Genomic DNA, 15,730 nt, shown 5'->3' with positions numbered 1-15,730 from the left:
AGGCGGCGGCTCAGCGCCTCGGGGTGATGTTGATGGTGCCGTTCTGGGGGACGGGGACCACGTCGACCTTGCCGTCCTGGACCGCCTTCCAGAGGATCGCGCCGTTCGGGCCGAGCACCCGCACCAGGTCCTGGATGGATTCCAGCTCGGTCTTCACCTTGGCGTTGATCTGCTGCTGGGCCAGGTTCTGCTGCTTGGCGGCCTGCTCGGCGGCCAGCGCGTTGATCAGGCTCTCGGGCGGCTGCGGCTTCTGGATGGTCAGCACCACGTCACCGCAGTCGCCGACCCCCGCGTAGTTGGGCTGGCAGAAGTAGTCCGCGCCCGCCGTCTCCTTGATGAACTGCCTGGCCAGCTGGCCGACCCGCTGCTCCCACTGCTGTTTGACCGTGGGGTCGTTGAACAACTTCTTCCACTCGAACTCCTGGGAGGCGGCGTCCATCGCCCGGTCGAGCGGCTGCTTGAAGTAGAAGTTGAGCATCTTGGTCCAGCCGCGGGAGTCCCCGTCCTCGAAGTAGGCGCCGAACTTGCGCCCGATCTTCTCGTGGAACTGCGTCAGCACCTTGCAGTCGGTGTTGAGCGTGAAGGTCGCCGACCCCGACACCTTCATCTCGACGTTGTCCCTCGAGACGATGCTGATGCCGCCCGACTCCGCGCTGTCACCGCCCGAGAAGTCGAAGGTCCGCTGGCCGAACGGGTAGTGGTAGTCGGTGTCGCCCGGCCCGAGCCAGGTGGCGCCGCTGGAGGGGTTGATGCATCGCTCGAACTTGATCGCTTCGAATGTGCCGCCCGCGTAGTGGAGCACCACCTCGTCGGGCTCGGTGCTGACCCGGGAGAAACTGGTCAGCACGGTGATCAGGCCGACGAGGACCGCCACCGCCGCCGCTATTAAGAGTCCTCTTCTCACGCGCCGAGAGCATAGTCGCGCCACCGGCGGCGGGCTCGGTCCGATCAGGTGACCGGGCGCTCGGAAGATCTCCCCGCGCACCGGCTTCTACCGCCGGCCCTCGCGCGGGTAGCGTGCCAACCATGTGTAGAAGCATCAAGACGCTGCGCCCGCCGTACACCGAGGACGTCACCGAGGAGGACGTGCGCGCCGCGGCCCTGCAGTACGTCAGGAAGATCTCCGGGTTCCGCGCCCCCGCCGCGCACAACGCGGAGGCGTTCGACAGGGCCGTGGAGGCCATCACCATGGCCTCGGAGGAGCTGCTCGCCTCGCTGCAAGTCCGCGGAGCCCATTGACAGCCCTCAGGAGCGGGGGAATGGTCCTGATATGCCCCCCATCAGCGGCCTGTACCGCGGCCAGGACGGTGAATCCCAGCTCGACCTGAGGGTCGACGTCGACGGAAAGAGGCCCACAGGACGGCTCAGCGGCGACCTGTTCACCACGACGGGCTCGACCACCGCGTACCACGGCTCGTTCGTCGTCCACTCCACCACCAGGCAGGGTGATCGGGTCGAGGGCCAGGGCGCCTTCACCTTCGCCGCGCCCGACCGGCACGTGACCGTCACGATCACCGAGGACAGCGCCACCGCCACGGTCGCGGGACGCACCTACGGGCTGCACCGCGCCTCGCCGTACTTCAGGAGCGTGCTGCTGGAGCAGGACTCGGTCGCGGGCGCGGTGCCCTTCGTCTCCTACGACACGGGAGCGCTCCAGGGCCCGCCGGGACGGCGGACGCTGACGGTGGCCGAGGCGTACGCCGAGGCAGGAGTGGAGCTGCGGATCGCCGAGCCAGGCGTGATCCCGGTGGACGGCGCCGGCCAGGACCTCGCGTGGGACGACTCCGAGCTGCACAACGCGATGACGCAGCAGTTCGCCTCGTTCGGCGACCAGGCGGCCTGGCGGGTGTGGCTGCTGGTCGCCAGCAAGCACGTCGGCGGATTCCGGGGCATCATGTTCGACTACAACGACGCCTGCCAGCGGCAGGGCGCCGCCGTCTTCCACGACGCGATCAAGGGCGAGTCGCCGCAGGCCCAGCGCGCCCAGCTGCGCACCTACGTGCACGAGCTCGGCCACGCCTTCAACCTGCTGCACTCGTGGCAGAAGAACCTGTCGCGCCCGCCGCAGCCCCTCGGCCCGCACGGCGGCTTCGGCGACCTGTCGTGGATGAACTACGTCCAGAACTACCAGCCGGGCGGGGAGCGCGCCTACTGGCAGGCCTTCCCCTTCCAGTTCACCGACCCCGAGCTGGTCCACCTGCGTCACGGCTTCTTCCGCGACGTCGTCATGGGCGCCAACGCCTTCGGCACAGGGGCGGCCGAGATCGACCCCTTCGAGCAGCCGGTCTCCGACCAGTCGGGCCTGCTGCTCGAGGTGCGGGCCAAGGACTTCTTCGAGTACGGCGAGCCCGTCGTGGTCGAGCTCAAACTGTCGTACGCGGGCGAGCCCAGGACCACCCACGGCCATCTGCACCCCGACACCGAGTTCACGCAGGTCTCCATCACCCAGCCGTCGGGCAGGACCGTCCTGTACCGGCCGATGATGCGGCACTGCGTGGACGACTCCCCCGAGATCAGGCTCGACTCCGGCAACCCCGCGATGTACCGCAGCGCGTACATCGGGCACGGGCGCGACGGGCACTACTTCCAGCAGCCTGGCGACTACCAGGTGCGCGGACAGTACATCGGCGCCGACGGCTCGCGTATCGTCTCCGCGCCCTGCCTGGTGCGGGTCCGTCACCCGATCACCACCACCGACGCGCGGGTCGGCGAGCTGATGCTGGGCGAGGAGCAGGGCAAGCTGTTCTCCCTGCTCGGCTCCGACTCCCCCGCGCTGCGCTCGGGCAACGAGGCGCTGGAGGAGGTCATCGAGTGCTACGGCGAGCACCCGCTGGCCGTCTACGCGCGGATGGTGAAGGGGCTGAACGCCGAGCGCGAGTTCAAGGACCTGGGCGCGGACAAGAAGCTGCACGTGCGCCCGCCCGACACCGGCGAGAGCATCGAGCAGCTCGGCGCGGTGGCCAGGCAGGCGACCGTCGACAACATCACGCTGAACATGGTCATGCGCAGGCTGGCCAGGGCAGTGGCGAGGAGGGGCGATCTCGATCTGGCCCACGGGGTGCTGGACGACATGGTGTCGACGTTCGCGGCGAAGGGCATCAACGACATCGTCCTGGGGCGGATCAGGCAGCAGGCGGAGCTGACCAAGCGGGCGCTCAGCGCCGAGACGTCATGAGGGGACGGCCCTCGGCGTCGCAGCGGAGCACGACCTCGACCTCGGAGGTCTCCGACTCGAACTCGACCGTGACGTGGTCGTCGGGCTCGGTGTCCACGTCGTCGGTGGTGTAGCCCTGGGCGGGGCTCCACGACCGCAGCCGCACCAGCCCGCGGTCGCACGCGGCGACCACGGTGCCACCGGAGGTCCTGAACGCCCTGACCTGCCCTGCTCCAGGGCTCTCCTGACCAGGACCCGCAGGCGAGGGGCCCGGGCTGGCCGGGATCGAGCCGGTAGGCGAACCGGTGGGCATGGAGTCGGGGTTCTCGGGAGCCGGACCGGTGGGCGGGGCGGAGGTGGCGGCGGAGAGGGCGGCGCGGACGTCGGCGTCCGACATCGTACGGCTCTCCGTCCCCGCCAGGGAGCCGCCGAGCAGCCCCAGCACCGCCACCCCCGCCACGGTCGCGGTCAGCGCGGCGGCCGCCCAGGCCAGTACGAGTCGTCTCACCCGCTCACCCTCCCCCATCTCGGGATAAGGCGAGGTTAACGCCGGGATAAGCCTGATGTCGGAGCGGTCGGGCACCGTCTACGGTTGACGGATATGGCCGACATCCTGCTCATCGAGGACGACGTGACCATCCGCACCGCCCTCAGCCGTGGGCTGCGCGAGCTGGGCCACGCCGTCTCCTCCTCCCCCACCGCCCTCGACGGGCTGCGGCTGGCCGTACAGGACCGCCCCGACCTGATCGTGCTGGACCTCGGCCTGCCCGACCTCGACGGCGTCGACCTCCTGCGCATGCTGCGGGCGGTCAGCAAGGTCCCCGTCATCGTGGCCACCGCCCGCGACGGCGACGCCGAGATGGTGCCCGTGCTCGACGCGGGCGCCGACGACTACGTCGTCAAGCCGTACAGCTCCGCCCAGCTCGACGCCCGCATCCGGGCGGTGCTCAGGCGCGGGGGGCAGGTGAGGGAGCGGCAGGAGCTCGCCGTGGGCGCCCTGGTCCTCGACGCCAAGGCCAGGACGGCGGCGCTCGGCGGCGTCACGCTCGACCTCACCCCGCGCGAGTTCGACGTGCTGCACTACCTGGCCGAGCGGCCGGGCGAGGTGGTGACCAAGCGCGAACTGCTGACCGAGGTGTGGCAGGTGCCGTACGGCGGGGCCGACAAGACCGTGGACGTCCACCTGTCGTGGCTGCGGCGCAAGCTCGGAGAGAGCGCCGCGAGCCCGCGCTACCTGCACACGGTGCGCGGCGTCGGCGTCAAGCTCGTGGACCCGTCGTGAGGAGATGGCTGGCGCTGCTCGCCGCCGCGATCACCTCGCTCGTGCTGATCGCGCTGCTGGTCCCGATGGCGCTGCTGATCCGCTCGGTGGCCGAGAACGGCGCCATGTCCCGCGCCACCGCCACCGCCGAGTCCGTCGCGGTCGCCGCGGGCTCGCCCGCGCTGTCGCTGACCGTCGAGCAGGCGCGCGGCGGACCGTTCCCCGTCACCGTCTTCCTGCCGGGTGGCGGCGTGCTGGGCGCCGCGGCCGCCCGCGCCGACGCCGTACGGCTGGCCGCCACGGGCCGCAGCGTCACCGCCCACGCGGCCGGCGGCAGGGCGGTGCTCTCCTCCGCGCTCACCCCCGAGGGCACGGTCGTCGTCAGGGTGTTCGTGAGCGACGCCGAGCTGACCAGGGGTGTGCGCGAGGCCTGGCTGGGCCTGGCCTCGCTCGGCCTGCTGCTGGTCGCGCTCGGCATCGTGCTGGCCGACCGTCTGGCGCTGGCGATCACCCGTCCGATCGGCGCGATGGCGCAGGTCTCGCACCGTCTGGCCGGCGGCGACCTGACGGCGAGGGCCGCGCTGGACGGCCCCCCGGAGGTGCGGTCGGTGGCGCTCGCGCTCAACCACCTGGCCGGACGCATCGACGACCTGCTGGCCGCCGAACGGGAGTCGGTCGCCGACCTGTCCCACCGCCTGCGCACCCCGCTCACGGGGCTGCGCCTGGACGCGGAGTCGCTCGCCGACCCCGCCGAGGCGGCCAGGATCGCGGCGCGGATCGACGAGTTGCAGCGGGCGGTCACCAGGGTCATCACCGAGGCCAGGCAGCGCTCGAACGAGCAGTCCTGCGACGCGGCGGAGGTGGTGGCCGAGCGGGCCGCGTTCTGGTCGGTGCTGGCCGAGGACCAGGGGCGCGAGATGCGCCTGGACCTGGCGAAGGGCCCGCTGCCCGTGCGGGTGGGCGCGGCCGAGCTGGGCGCGTGCGTGGACGCGCTGCTCGGCAACGTCTTCGCGCACACCCCCGAGGGCGTGGCCCTCGCCGTACGGCTGACGCCAGGGGTGCGGCTCGTCGTCGCCGACGAGGGCCCTGGCTTCCCCGCTCAGGCCCTGGAGCGCGGACGCAGCGGCGCGGGCTCCACCGGGCTCGGGCTCGACATCGCCCGCAGGACGGCCGAGTCGGCCGGCGGCGCCCTCGAGCTCTCCCCCGGCCCCGGCGCGACCGTCACCGTCACCCTTAGCCCGGCCTTAGCGCTCTCCTAGCGCGGCGCTATCTCCGCCGGGGCGAGTCTGTGTCCATGACGACAACACTGATCGCCGCAGCGCTTCTGTTCGCCACTCCCGTCCCCGGCACTCCTGCCCCGACCGTTTCCGTCCCTGCCACCAGCGCGCCCGCCACGGCCGCGCCCGTCACCGAGGCTCAGGCGGTCGAGATCGCCAAGGCCCGTGTGCCCGGCGCGACGGTCGGGGATGTGGAGCGCGACGACGAGCACGGCGAGCGCACCTGGGAGGTCGAGCTGACCAAGGGCGGGCAGGAGCACGAGATCCACGTGTCGGAGCAGACCGGCAAGATCGTCAAGCAGGACACCGACCAGGCCGACGCCACTGACGAAGCCGACGCCCGTGACGACGCCGGTGACGACGCCCGTGACGAGGCCGGTGACGACGACAGTGACGACGCCCGCGACGGGGCCGACGACAGTGACGGGGCCGACGACAGTGACGGGGCCGACGACTGAGTCAGCAGGAGGACAGGACCCCGTCCATCGCCGCCTTCTCCGCCGCGGTGACCCACAGCGCGTACTTCGTCTTCACCTTGACCTGCCTGGCGATGTAGGCGCACCTGTACGCCTTGCGCGGCGGCAGCCATGTCGCCGCGTCGGCGTCGCTCTTCTGGTTGTTGAGCGGGCCGTCCACGGCCAGCAGGTTCAGCGGGTCGTTGGCGAACTCCTTGCGCTTGTCCTTGCTCCACTGCTGGGCGCCCTTCTGCCAGGCGTCCGACAGCGGGATGAGGTGGTCGATCTGCACGGCCATGCTGGTGTCCTGGCCGCGCGTGAACTTGATGGTCTTGCCCGAGTACGGGTCGTCGAGGATCCCGGTCAGCACGATGCAGTCGTGCGTTCCCTTCTTGAACGTCTCCTCGCGCAGGTCCCGCTTGAGTATGTCGTTGCGCGTGTCGCACCCGTTGCGGTCGACGTCGGCCCAGGCGGGGCCGAACTTCTCGCGCTCGAAGCCGGTCTTCGGGGCACGGCCCTTGACGGCCAGCTTCTTCAGGTCGTCGCGCGCCTTGCCGATGTCGGCTGACGGCGGCTTGCCGACGTCGGACTCGTGGTCGGCGGCCTGGGTGGGCCCGCATCCGGTCACCAGCGCCAGAGAGGCCAAACCCACCAAGAGTTTCCTATTCACGGTTAAAGTCTAGGCAATGGCACCAAGCACGCATTCACCCAGAGGCAAAGCGAATGGCGTACGCACGTGTCCGCGTGATGACCTGCCCGGACAGCACCTCGACGCCCGCCTGCCGGCCCGCAGGGCGGACGGCGGCGGTCAGGTGGTGAGAAGGCCGCCGTCGACGGGGAGGGTGACGCCGGTGATGTAGGACGAGGCGTCGGAGGCGAGGAAGATCGCGGCGGCCACCAGCTCAGCGGGGTCGCCCGCGCGGCGCATCGGCACGCGCGCCTCCAGCGTCGCCTCCAGGTATCCCGGCTGGTAGGTCTCGGTCATCTCCGAGTGGAAGAAGCCGGGCTCCAGGCAGTTGACCCTGATGCCCTTGCGGCCCGTCCACTGCTGCGCCAGGTCTCTGGTCAGCCCGATCACGGCCGCCTTCGAGGCGCTGTAGGCCGCCTGCGGCAGCCCCGCCGTCGTCTCGCCGAGCACGCTGCCCACGTTGATGATCGACGACCCTGGCCGCATGACCCGCCCGCAGGCCTGGGCCATCCAGTAGGTGCCGTGCAGGTTGACGTCGACGACCTGCCTGAACTGCTCGGGCGTCTCTCGCGTGGCGGGCACAGCGGTGCCCACCCCCGCGTTGTTGACCAGCACGTCGACGGCCCCGAAGGCCGACAGCGCGGCCTGGACCAGCGCGTCGCAGTCGGCGACGACGCTCACGTCCGTGGGGACGGCCACGCAGCGCCGTCCCGTCGCCTCCACCAGCTGCCGCGTCGACTCGAGCCTGTCCTTGCGACGGGCGCCGATCACGATGTCGGCGCCCGCCTCGGCCAGCCCTCGCGCGAAGGCCACCCCGAGCCCCGACGAGGCTCCGGTGACGATGGCGACCTTTCCCTGAAGGCTGAACCGTTCGAGCATCTAGAGACCGTACTCCTTGGTGATCCGCTCGTGCCGCTCGACCTCGACGTCGACCTCTCTTGCCAGGTCGAGCCAGGCCAGCGGGTGCACCCAGCGCTCGGTGGCGTCGTCGAGCAGCGCGTCGACCTCGACCGCCGCCACGTTCGGCGGGACCGCGACCCAGCCGAACACGCCGGGCAGCTGCTCGCCGGTGGTCGGGTGGGTGACGCGGTAGTTCTCGTCGCTGTAGACCCACATCGGCCAGCCGCGCTCGGCCATGACCTCGGTGAACTCGGCCCAGTCGGCCTCGCTCGGAGCGGCGCCGTCGAAGAAGTAGCTGGTGTAGCCGCCTGGACGCAGCATGCGCACGGCCGCGAACGGCGGCACGAAGTTCTGCTGCTCCTCGGGGTCGTCGGGGACGGGCTCGAGCAGCTGCGGGTCGAAGACGACGAGGTCGCCCGCGTTGTACTCCATGCCGCGCGGCTGCGGCAGGGCCAGCCTCGCCGTGGCCGGGCCCGTGCGGATGGACAGCACCTGGCGCTGGCCGCCGTCGGGCGCGGGCAGGATGATCCTGACCAGGCCCAGCTCCTCCTCGATCGGCCCCTCGGACGACTTGATCGGCATGCCGACCCGCTTGGCGCCGATACGGACGGTCTCCCAGTCCTCGGCGGAGGTCGCCATGACGATCATGCGCCAGACGTCCTCGTCGGTCATGTCGTCGCTGTCGAGGGCCTCGCGCAGCGCCAGAGCGCCCTTGGCGTCCTGGTCGAGCTGCTGGGATGCGCTCGCGAACGCGCGCCTGGCCTCGATGCCGGCGCCCGCCTCCATGGCCTGCTCGGCCTCGGAGGCCGCCTGCTCCCACCGCTCGCGGGCGATGTGGAGCCTGGCCAGCGCGAGGTGCTTGCCCGCGGCGGGCAGCAGCTCGGCCATCTGCTCGAGGCGCTCGTCCTGGCGCGCCTCGACGAGCAGATTGGTCAGGAAGTCGAGGTCCTGGGCGTCGGCGGTGGCGATCTGGCCGGTGTCGACGAGCATCTTCCAGTAGATGTCGGCGCCGGTGACCGGGTAGCCGAGGAAGCCGAGCGTGGTGGTGTGGCGGCGGGTGGCCTCGATGTCCTTGCCCGACAGCGGGGCCAGCCAGCCGACCCACTCCTCGGGGTTGGCGTTGATGCCGTCGGCGGCGTCGAAGTAGGCGACGCGCTCCTCCAGCGGGCTGGTGGCCTCGGGAGCCGTGGTCGCCGCGGCGGCCGCGCGCAGGGCCGCGACCCGCTCGGCCACGCCCTCGGCCGAACGCAGCTCGGCGGCGCCCTGCTCGGCCAGGTCGGCGAGGAGCTCGGCCTGCCACACACCCTGGCGCGCGACCGCGAGCTCGCCGGCGATCAGCGCGAGCTCGACGCGGGCGCGGTAGCCGCCCATCATGCCGAAGTAGTCGATCCACTGGCGCAGGACCCTGCCCAGCTGCCAGGTGTTGGTGATCTGCGCCGAGCCCGCCAGCTTGTTGACGGCCTGGGCCCACTCCACGAAGTCGCGCGGGTGGTCGCCGACGACGTCGAGGTCGGGCAGCGCGTCGACGGCCTCGGCCGTGCGCTCCAGGGTGGCGAGGATGAGCGAGCGGCGCACGCCCTCGCGGTGGGGCTTGGCGACCGGGTCGTCAGGCTTGAAGTCGGCGGCGGCCTGGATGGCGGCCAGCGCGTCGTCGGCGCGGCCGAGGGCCAGCAGCGCGAGCGAGCTCTCGGCGCCCAGCTCCCAGCTCGCCGCGCGGCCGACCGCGCCCAGGCGCTGGATCGCGGTCTCGGCGTAGGAGACCGCCTCGTCCGCGCGGCCCGCGTCGGTGAGCGCGGAGACGTACTGCGTCACCAGGCCCGCGTAGGCGGCGTCGGTCGGCTCGAGCGCCTCGATGGCGGGGCCGAGCAGAGCCAGGCGGTCGGCGGCGTAGCCGGGACCGTCGGCGTTGGCCTGCGCGATGGCGAGCGCCTCGACGGCCGCGGGGACCGAGGGGCACTCGCGCACGTCTTCGCGCTGGGCGAACGCCACGAGGCTTTCGGCGTCGCCGATGGCGACGGCGCCCTGCGCCCTGTCGCCGACACGGCCGATGAGGTGCCAGTAGCGGGCGTAGAACTCCAGCCAGGGCAGGTCGACGCTCTCGGCCTGCTGCGCGATCGCCGGGGCCATCACGTCGAGCTGCGGGTATCGCCCCTCGTAAGCCTGTGCGGGCAGATCACCCAGCGCCATGGCGAACCCGGCGTTACCTGCCTCAGAAAGCTGCTGCTGGGTTTCGCCGACCCAGGCCCAGATGTCCACGTCCATGGGCAGTCAGTCTGCCAGGTCAATGGACATGCCCCAAACGCATCAAGGTGACGACCTCGTCGCGTTCCGCCTCGGTCAGGACGGAGAAGGCGGGCGCCATCAGCTCGTCGGTCAGATCCTCGGCCTCCCGCCTGCGCGCGATCGTCTCCTCGTCGAGCGCGGGGTAGGGCTCGGGCCAGGTGAAGAAGCGCGCCATGCTCTCGCCGGAGGAGATGCCGAGCGGCGTGCCCTCGTGGTCGGCGGCCAGGGTCGCCATCAGCGGGTCGAGCCCCTTGGCGAGGACGGCGACGGCGTGCAGGCCGCCGCGCAGCTCCCTCACGACGTGCATGAGCTGGGTGGCCCTGGCGATGGGCTCGTCCGGCAGCGGCACCGCCCTCCAGCCCGCGAACAGCGGCGCTCCCAGCACCGAGGCGGCGCCGGCCACCCTCTCCAGCAGCTCGGCCAGGCGTCCGCAGGCCTCGGCGTCGCTCAGCCTGCGCCTGCCCCATGCGTGACACGCCCCGGTGTAGAGCGCGACCGCCTCCTCGACGGGCAGCTTCCTGCCGCCCTCCCAGCTCTCGCGCACGTGGGCGGCGGGGAAGAAGACGGCGACCGAGGCGACGACGTCGGCGTCCACCTCGCCGAGGACGCCGCATCTGCCGCGGAAGTACAGCTCCCGCGGACCGAGCCCGGTTCGCGCGCAGAGCTCCTTGGCCTCCCTGGAGACCATGAAGCCGCCGCCCAGCCTGCCGATCGTGCCCTTGACCGCCGCCGCCGTGTGCTTGGAGTCGACCATGCGGCCAGCATCGCTCAGCAGAACATCATTCTGCAAGAGTCGTCAGAGGCTCAGTTCGCCCGAGGCGATGATCACCGCGGGTCCCGCGAGGTAGCTCGTCTCCTCTTCCAGCGTGACCGTCAGGTGGCCGCCCGGCACGTCGATGTTCCATGTGCCGGTGCTCTCACCCGCCAGGTGCGCGGCGGCCACGGCGGTGGCGACGGCTCCCGTCCCGCACGAGCGGGTCTCGCCCGAGCCGCGCTCGAAGACGCGCATCACGGCCCTGCGCTGCCCGACCGGGTTGAACAGCTCGATGTTCACCCCCGTGGGGAAGACGCCCGGGTCGAAGCCTGGCTGGTGGCCGAGGTCGAGCTGGACGACCGGCTCGCCGATGGCGCAGGCCAGGTGCGGGTTTCCCATGTCGATGTGCAGCCCGGTGAACTCGTGGCCGCTGACGGTGGTGACGCTCTCACCGAGCACGACGGGCTTGCCCATGTCGACGCGCACGTCACCGTCGGCCTCGATGCGGACCAGCTTGAGCCCTCCCCTGGTGGCGACGGCGAACTCGCCCGGCGAGGCCAGGCCGGCGGAGACCAGGTAGCGGGCGAAGACCCGCACGCCGTTGCCGCACATCTCGACGACGCTGCCGTCGGCGTTGCGGTAGTCCATGAACCACTCGGCGCTGTCGGCCTGGTCGGCCACTTCGTCGCTGGCCTTGGTGCGCACCACGTGGAGCACGCCGTCGGCGCCGATGCCGGCCCTGCGGTCGCAGATCGCGGCCACCGTGGCGGGGGGCAGGTCGAGCGCTCCGTCAGGGTCGGGAAGGATGACGAAGTCGTTCTCGGTGCCGTGCCCTTTGAGAAATCTCATGCCACAACCCTATCGAGGGCCTGCTGGAGCAGGTCCCCCGCGTCGAAGGGCAGCCAGGCCACCCTGGGGTCGCGGCGGAACCACGACTCCTGCCGCCTGGCGAACCTGCGCGTGGCCCTGACGGTCTCCTCGAAGGCCTGTTCCTCGCTCCACTCCCCCTGGAGGAAGCGCAGCACCTGCGCGTAGCCGAGGGCCCTGCCTGCCGTACGGCCGTGCGCCAGGCCGAGCGGGAGCAGCCCGCGCACCTCGTCGACCAGGCCCGCCTCCCACATGCGCCGGACGCGCAGCTCGATGCGCTCGTCGAGGACCGGCCTCGGCACCTCCACGCCGATCTGGACACTGGGATACAGGGCGTCGTAGGAGGGCATGCTCGCCGAGAAGGGCCGCCCCGTCAGCTCGATCACCTCGAGGGCGCGCACGATCCTGCGCCCGTTGCTGGGCAGGATCGCCTCCGCGGCCTTGGGGTCGAGCGCTCTCAACCGCTCGTACAGCGCCCCCGAGCCCACCCCGGCCAGCTCGTCCTCGAGCCTGGCCCTGATCGAAGGATCGGTGCCGGGGAAGTCGAGGTCGTCGAGCGCCGCGCGGACGTAGAGGCCGGAGCCGCCGACGAGGATCGGCACCTCGATGGCGTCCATGAGCGGCCTGACCAGACGCTGGTACTCCGCCACGCTCGCCGTGACCGTCACGTCCCAGATGTCCAGGAGGTGGTGCGGGACCCCTCTGCGCTCTTCCTGGGTGAGTTTGGCGGTGCCGATGTCCATTCCTCGGTAAAGCTGCATGGAGTCGGTATTGATGCATTCCCCACCCAGCCGGAGTGCCAGATCCACGGCGAGATCGGACTTTCCGGCCGCGGTCGGCCCGACGACGGCGATGACTGGCTGCTTGCCCACACGGATAAGTGTGTCAACCCTCGGGGTATGACTCGTCCCAGTGCATCGACACAAATCGGGGGATTGTCATGTCGATCTTTGACAAGGTCAAGGAGATGCTGGGCGGCGAGGAGAAGTCGCGCAACGTTCCCGAGCAGGCGACGAACGCCGAAGGAACACCCGCGCAGGGGAAGGACTCCTCTGGCGACCCGCTCGACGGCCTGAAGAACACGGCCGAGGACGCGGCGAACAGCCACATCGACAAGGCCGCAGGAGCTGCGGACTCGGCCACGGGGGGCAAGTACACCGACCACATCGACACCGGCGCCGACAAGGCGAGGGACGCCACCGACCGGATCGACGGCCGGCAGGACTGATGACGGGGCCCGGGGCCGCCGCGCCCGGCGGTCCCGGTGACCGTCAGAGGTCGAGCAGCGTCGGCTGCAGGTAGCCCTCGTGGGTGAGCAGCCAGCGCTTGGTCTCCACGCCCTCGCCGCCACTGAACCCGCCGAGCCCGTTGCCCGCCACCACGCGGTGGCAGGGCACCACGATCGGGAGGGGGTTGGCGCCCATGATCGAGCCGATGCCGCGGGCGGGGACACTCGAATGCGCCCGCCGCGCCAGCTCGCCGTAGGTCACGACCGTGCCGAAGGGCACCCGGTGCAGCGCTTGGAGCACCTGGCGCGGGGTGGGCGAGACGAACCGCCAGTCGATGGGCGTCTCGAAGGCGCGAAGCCGACCGGCGAAGTAGTCGGTCAGCTCCGCCACGGCGCCGGCCGTACGGCCTGGATCGTCGACTTCGACCAGGTCCTTCAGCCTCGGCCTGGAATCCCAGCCGGAGGCGACGAGGCCCTCCTCTGTGACGGCCAGCACGAAGCGACCGACCGGCGTCGGCAGCTCGGCGAACGCGACGGTGCCGACAACGGTGCCGCCAACGGTGGTCATCATGTCCTCACCACAACAGGTAGAACTGCCAGGAATCACATCCTACGAGGGTCGTCCAGGAGGTTCTCCCTCATGGCTCCCTACCGGAACCACGGCGCCGGGCGAGCGGCGGATCCGCGGCCAGACGAGATCATCGAGGCGAGCACAGCGGTGAGCAGCGCGGTTCGGCGGCCGATCGGCGCATGGGCGGCGGACTCCGGCTCCTCCATGTCGCGCGGGTGGATCTGGCATCGTCTGCGGTCCCTTCCGCGAACTCGTCGTCCTTGGCACGTCCAGCGCGGTCCCCACCCGGCACCGCAACCCGTTTGAGTAAGACCCGATCGGGGCCCAGGTTCGTGTCACGCTGACCATTTGATGCAGGAGCGCTGACGAACGGGCACACTGGAAGTGTGAATCCTCGGTCGCGATACGCCAGCAACCGGCGGTACCTCGTGCCGGCTGATCTACACGAACTGGCCGGGCCGATCAACGGCGTGGTCGCGCTGCCCACCCGTCTCGACTGGTCCGAGCAACGCGTCTACGACCTGGATGACGACGCCCAGCTGGGCCTGATGTACGAGCGGGTCATCCGCGAGGCGGCTCGCGTCGACGACCTGCGCACCTATCTGAACGCCTCTGTCCTCGTCCGCATCTGGCCGAGACTCTATCTACCCGTCCAGGCAAGGCACGCATGGGAAGCCCGTTTCCGCGAGCTGATCCGCGCGGCCTAGCCTCATGGATCCCCTCCACGAACGAGTAACGATGATCGGCTTGTCGGCTACCCAACGTTACGGCTTCGCGCTCGCGGGCGGTTATGCCGTACAGGCTCACGGGTTCCTCAGTCGGCGTTCAGAGGATGTGGATCTTTTCACATCGACCGGAGGCGACTTCGACGCCGCGGTCGGCACGGCCCTGACGGCGTACCGAGAAGCGGGCATGAAGGCTGAGATCACCCAGGAGAATCCCGGCTTCGCCCGCCTTCTGGTCACCGATGAGGGCGGTCGCTCCGTGAAGGTGGAGATGGGAGTCGACTGGCGCGCGCATCCACCAGTCGGGCTGGAGATCGGTCCGGTCCTTCATCCGGACGACGCGGTCGGGAACTAGGTGGCCGCCCTTTATGGCAGGGCCGAAGTCCGCGACTTCGTCGATGTGGACGCGGTGCTACGCAGCGGCCGTTACACCATGGATGACCTGACGCGGCTGGCAGCCGACGCCGATCCGGGCTTTGACCCAACCATGTTCGCCGTGGCCTTGTCCGCCCTCAATCGCATACCTGATCATGCACTGGCCTACCACGGCGTGACGGCCGATGATATCGCGGGGCTACGGGAGCGATTCGAGTGCTGGGAGCGATCAGTCGACTCTCCGAGCGTCTAGCATCGCGCTCGTGTCCAACCGCGAACTCGTCGTCCTCGGCACCTCCAGCGCCGTCCCTACCAGACACCGGAACCACAACGGGTACTTCCTGCGCTGGGACGGACAGGGCGTGCTGTTCGACCCGGGCGAGGGCACGCAGCGGCAGATGCTGCACGCGGGTCTCAGCGCGCACGACATCCACTGGATCTGCGTCACCCACTTCCACGGCGACCACTGCCTGGGCGTGCCGGGCGTGGTGCAGCGCATCGCCCGCGACCGCGTCGCCCATCCCGTGCGCGCCGTCTTCCCCGCCTCAGGCCAGCTCTACTGGCGCAGGCTCAGGCACGCGGCCGTCTTCGCCGACACCGACAAGATCACCGAGCATCCCGTCGCCGGCCCCGTCGCCGAGCTCGCGCCGCTGACCGCCCGCCGCCTGTCACACCCCGTCGAGTCGTACGGCTACCGCCTCCAGGAGCCCGACGGCCGCAGGATGCTGCCCGACAGGCTCAAGGCCCACGGCATCAAGGGCCCCGAGATCACCGAGCTCCAGCGGAAGGGCTCGGTACGCGGCGTCACCCTCGAGCAGTGCAGCGTGCCCCGACCCGGTCAGTCGGCCGCCTTCGTCATGGACACCAGGCTCTGCGACCCGGTGTTCGAACTGGCCGACGGCGCGGACCTGCTCGTGATCGAGTCGACGTTCCTGTCGTCTGAGGCCGCGCTGGCCGAGGAGTACGGTCACCTGACCGCCTACGACGCGGGGCTGGTCGCCGCCCGCGCGGGAGTGCGCAGGCTGGTGCTGACCCATTTCTCCGAACGGTACGGCCTGGCCGAGGAGCCCGCCTTCCTGGAGGAGGTGCGGCGCAGCTACGACGGCGAGGTGGTGCTGGCCCGAGACTTCACGACGGTCCCCGTGCCCAGACGGCGCTGAGCGCCCGCCGTCAGGGAGCCCGGCTATCGAGC

At 70.8% G+C, this 15,730-nt stretch carries 19 protein-coding genes; 10 read left to right on the top strand and 9 right to left on the bottom strand.

The genetic code is table 11. From position 1 onward, the window contains the following. Positions 1–10 precede the first annotated feature (10 nt). Positions 11–904, bottom strand: a complete 894-nt coding sequence (locus ABFX50_RS06795; RefSeq protein ID WP_346144236.1) for an SPFH domain-containing protein — start codon at positions 902–904, stop codon at positions 11–13. Positions 905–1,026: 122 nt separating this feature from the next. Here ABFX50_RS06795 and ABFX50_RS06790 point away from each other — a divergent pair, with 122 nt between their 5' ends. Together ABFX50_RS06790 and ABFX50_RS06785 are read left to right on the top strand one after the other, a co-directional pair. Further along, on the top strand, positions 1,027–1,239 hold the full coding sequence (locus ABFX50_RS06790; RefSeq protein WP_183657650.1) for a DUF2277 domain-containing protein: 213 nt from the start codon (positions 1,027–1,029) through the stop codon (positions 1,237–1,239). Between the two features lie 31 nt (positions 1,240–1,270). Then, positions 1,271–3,175 (top strand): hypothetical protein, encoded by a 1,905-nt coding sequence (locus tag ABFX50_RS06785; RefSeq protein WP_346144234.1) that lies wholly within the window; start codon positions 1,271–1,273, stop codon positions 3,173–3,175. Here ABFX50_RS06785 and ABFX50_RS06780 read toward each other — a convergent pair. Then, positions 3,156–3,662, bottom strand: coding sequence for a hypothetical protein (locus tag ABFX50_RS06780; RefSeq protein WP_346144232.1), 507 nt, complete (start codon positions 3,660–3,662; stop codon positions 3,156–3,158). The genes ABFX50_RS06785 and ABFX50_RS06780 overlap by 20 nt on opposite strands. A gap of 93 nt (positions 3,663–3,755) precedes the next feature. On the opposite strand from ABFX50_RS06780, the gene ABFX50_RS06775 reads away from it, so the two are divergent. The 3 genes from ABFX50_RS06775 to ABFX50_RS06765 are packed head-to-tail and all read left to right on the top strand — an operon-like array spanning position 3,756 to position 6,150. Then, the gene (locus ABFX50_RS06775) at positions 3,756–4,436 is read left to right on the top strand and encodes a response regulator transcription factor (RefSeq protein ID WP_183657641.1); all 681 of its coding nucleotides are present in this window, start codon (positions 3,756–3,758) and stop codon (positions 4,434–4,436) included. Beyond that, on the top strand, positions 4,433–5,674 hold the full coding sequence (locus tag ABFX50_RS06770; RefSeq protein WP_346144230.1) for a sensor histidine kinase: 1,242 nt from the start codon (positions 4,433–4,435) through the stop codon (positions 5,672–5,674). The genes ABFX50_RS06775 and ABFX50_RS06770 overlap by 4 nt, the downstream gene beginning before the upstream one ends. 35 nt (positions 5,675–5,709) lie before the next feature. Beyond that, the gene (locus ABFX50_RS06765) at positions 5,710–6,150 is read left to right on the top strand and encodes a PepSY domain-containing protein (protein ID WP_346144228.1); all 441 of its coding nucleotides are present in this window, start codon (positions 5,710–5,712) and stop codon (positions 6,148–6,150) included. Between the two features lies 1 nt (position 6,151). Here ABFX50_RS06765 and ABFX50_RS06760 read toward each other — a convergent pair whose 3' ends face one another. The 6 genes from ABFX50_RS06760 to miaA form a co-directional block, all read right to left on the bottom strand. Next, the gene (locus ABFX50_RS06760; RefSeq protein ID WP_346144226.1) at positions 6,152–6,817 is read right to left on the bottom strand and encodes an HNH endonuclease family protein; all 666 of its coding nucleotides are present in this window, start codon (positions 6,815–6,817) and stop codon (positions 6,152–6,154) included. A 138-nt stretch (positions 6,818–6,955) separates the two neighbouring features. After that, positions 6,956–7,714 (bottom strand): SDR family NAD(P)-dependent oxidoreductase, encoded by a 759-nt coding sequence (locus ABFX50_RS06755; protein WP_183657630.1) that lies wholly within the window; start codon positions 7,712–7,714, stop codon positions 6,956–6,958. Next, positions 7,715–9,997 carry a tetratricopeptide repeat protein gene (locus ABFX50_RS06750; RefSeq protein ID WP_346144224.1) on the bottom strand — a complete coding sequence of 761 codons (2,283 nt, stop codon included), beginning with the start codon at positions 9,995–9,997 and terminating at the stop codon, positions 7,715–7,717. A 19-nt stretch (positions 9,998–10,016) separates the two neighbouring features. Beyond that, complete coding sequence (locus tag ABFX50_RS06745) at positions 10,017–10,772, bottom strand: SCO6745 family protein (protein ID WP_346144223.1); 756 nt, start codon at positions 10,770–10,772, stop codon at positions 10,017–10,019. Positions 10,773–10,814: 42 nt separating this feature from the next. Beyond that, entirely contained in the window at positions 10,815–11,621 is an 807-nt protein-coding gene (gene dapF, locus ABFX50_RS06740; protein WP_183657626.1) for a diaminopimelate epimerase, read from the bottom strand. Continuing rightward, entirely contained in the window at positions 11,618–12,511 is an 894-nt protein-coding gene (gene miaA, locus ABFX50_RS06735; protein WP_346144221.1) for a tRNA (adenosine(37)-N6)-dimethylallyltransferase MiaA, read from the bottom strand. Before miaA ends, dapF begins: the two co-directional genes overlap by 4 nt. Before the next feature lie 68 nt (positions 12,512–12,579). Here miaA and ABFX50_RS06730 point away from each other — a divergent pair, with 68 nt between their 5' ends. After that, on the top strand, positions 12,580–12,867 hold the full coding sequence (locus ABFX50_RS06730; RefSeq protein WP_346144219.1) for an antitoxin: 288 nt from the start codon (positions 12,580–12,582) through the stop codon (positions 12,865–12,867). 43 nt (positions 12,868–12,910) lie between these two features. On the opposite strand, the gene ABFX50_RS06725 is transcribed toward ABFX50_RS06730, so the two are convergent. Beyond that, positions 12,911–13,438, bottom strand: a complete 528-nt coding sequence (locus tag ABFX50_RS06725) for a methylated-DNA--[protein]-cysteine S-methyltransferase (protein ID WP_346144217.1) — start codon at positions 13,436–13,438, stop codon at positions 12,911–12,913. A 386-nt stretch (positions 13,439–13,824) separates the two neighbouring features. On the opposite strand from ABFX50_RS06725, the gene ABFX50_RS06720 reads away from it, so the two are divergent. The 4 genes from ABFX50_RS06720 to ABFX50_RS06705 are packed head-to-tail and all read left to right on the top strand — an operon-like array spanning position 13,825 to position 15,698. Beyond that, the gene (locus tag ABFX50_RS06720) at positions 13,825–14,145 is read left to right on the top strand and encodes a hypothetical protein (protein ID WP_346144215.1); all 321 of its coding nucleotides are present in this window, start codon (positions 13,825–13,827) and stop codon (positions 14,143–14,145) included. 31 nt (positions 14,146–14,176) lie between these two features. Then, positions 14,177–14,518 (top strand): nucleotidyl transferase AbiEii/AbiGii toxin family protein, encoded by a 342-nt coding sequence (locus tag ABFX50_RS06715; RefSeq protein ID WP_346144213.1) that lies wholly within the window; start codon positions 14,177–14,179, stop codon positions 14,516–14,518. Continuing rightward, a complete protein-coding gene (locus ABFX50_RS06710; RefSeq protein WP_346144211.1) occupies positions 14,519–14,791 on the top strand; it encodes a hypothetical protein in 273 nt (90 codons plus the stop codon). 10 nt (positions 14,792–14,801) lie between these two features. After that, positions 14,802–15,698 (top strand): ribonuclease Z, encoded by an 897-nt coding sequence (locus ABFX50_RS06705; protein ID WP_346144209.1) that lies wholly within the window; start codon positions 14,802–14,804, stop codon positions 15,696–15,698. Positions 15,699–15,730: the final 32 nt, after the last annotated feature.

Source organism: Nonomuraea recticatena (assembly GCF_039533245.1).
Classification (GTDB): Bacteria; Actinomycetota; Actinomycetes; order Streptosporangiales; family Streptosporangiaceae; genus Nonomuraea; species Nonomuraea roseola.
The sequence above is the reverse complement of the archived record's forward strand: the minus strand, read 5'-3'. Positions and strand labels throughout refer to the sequence as shown.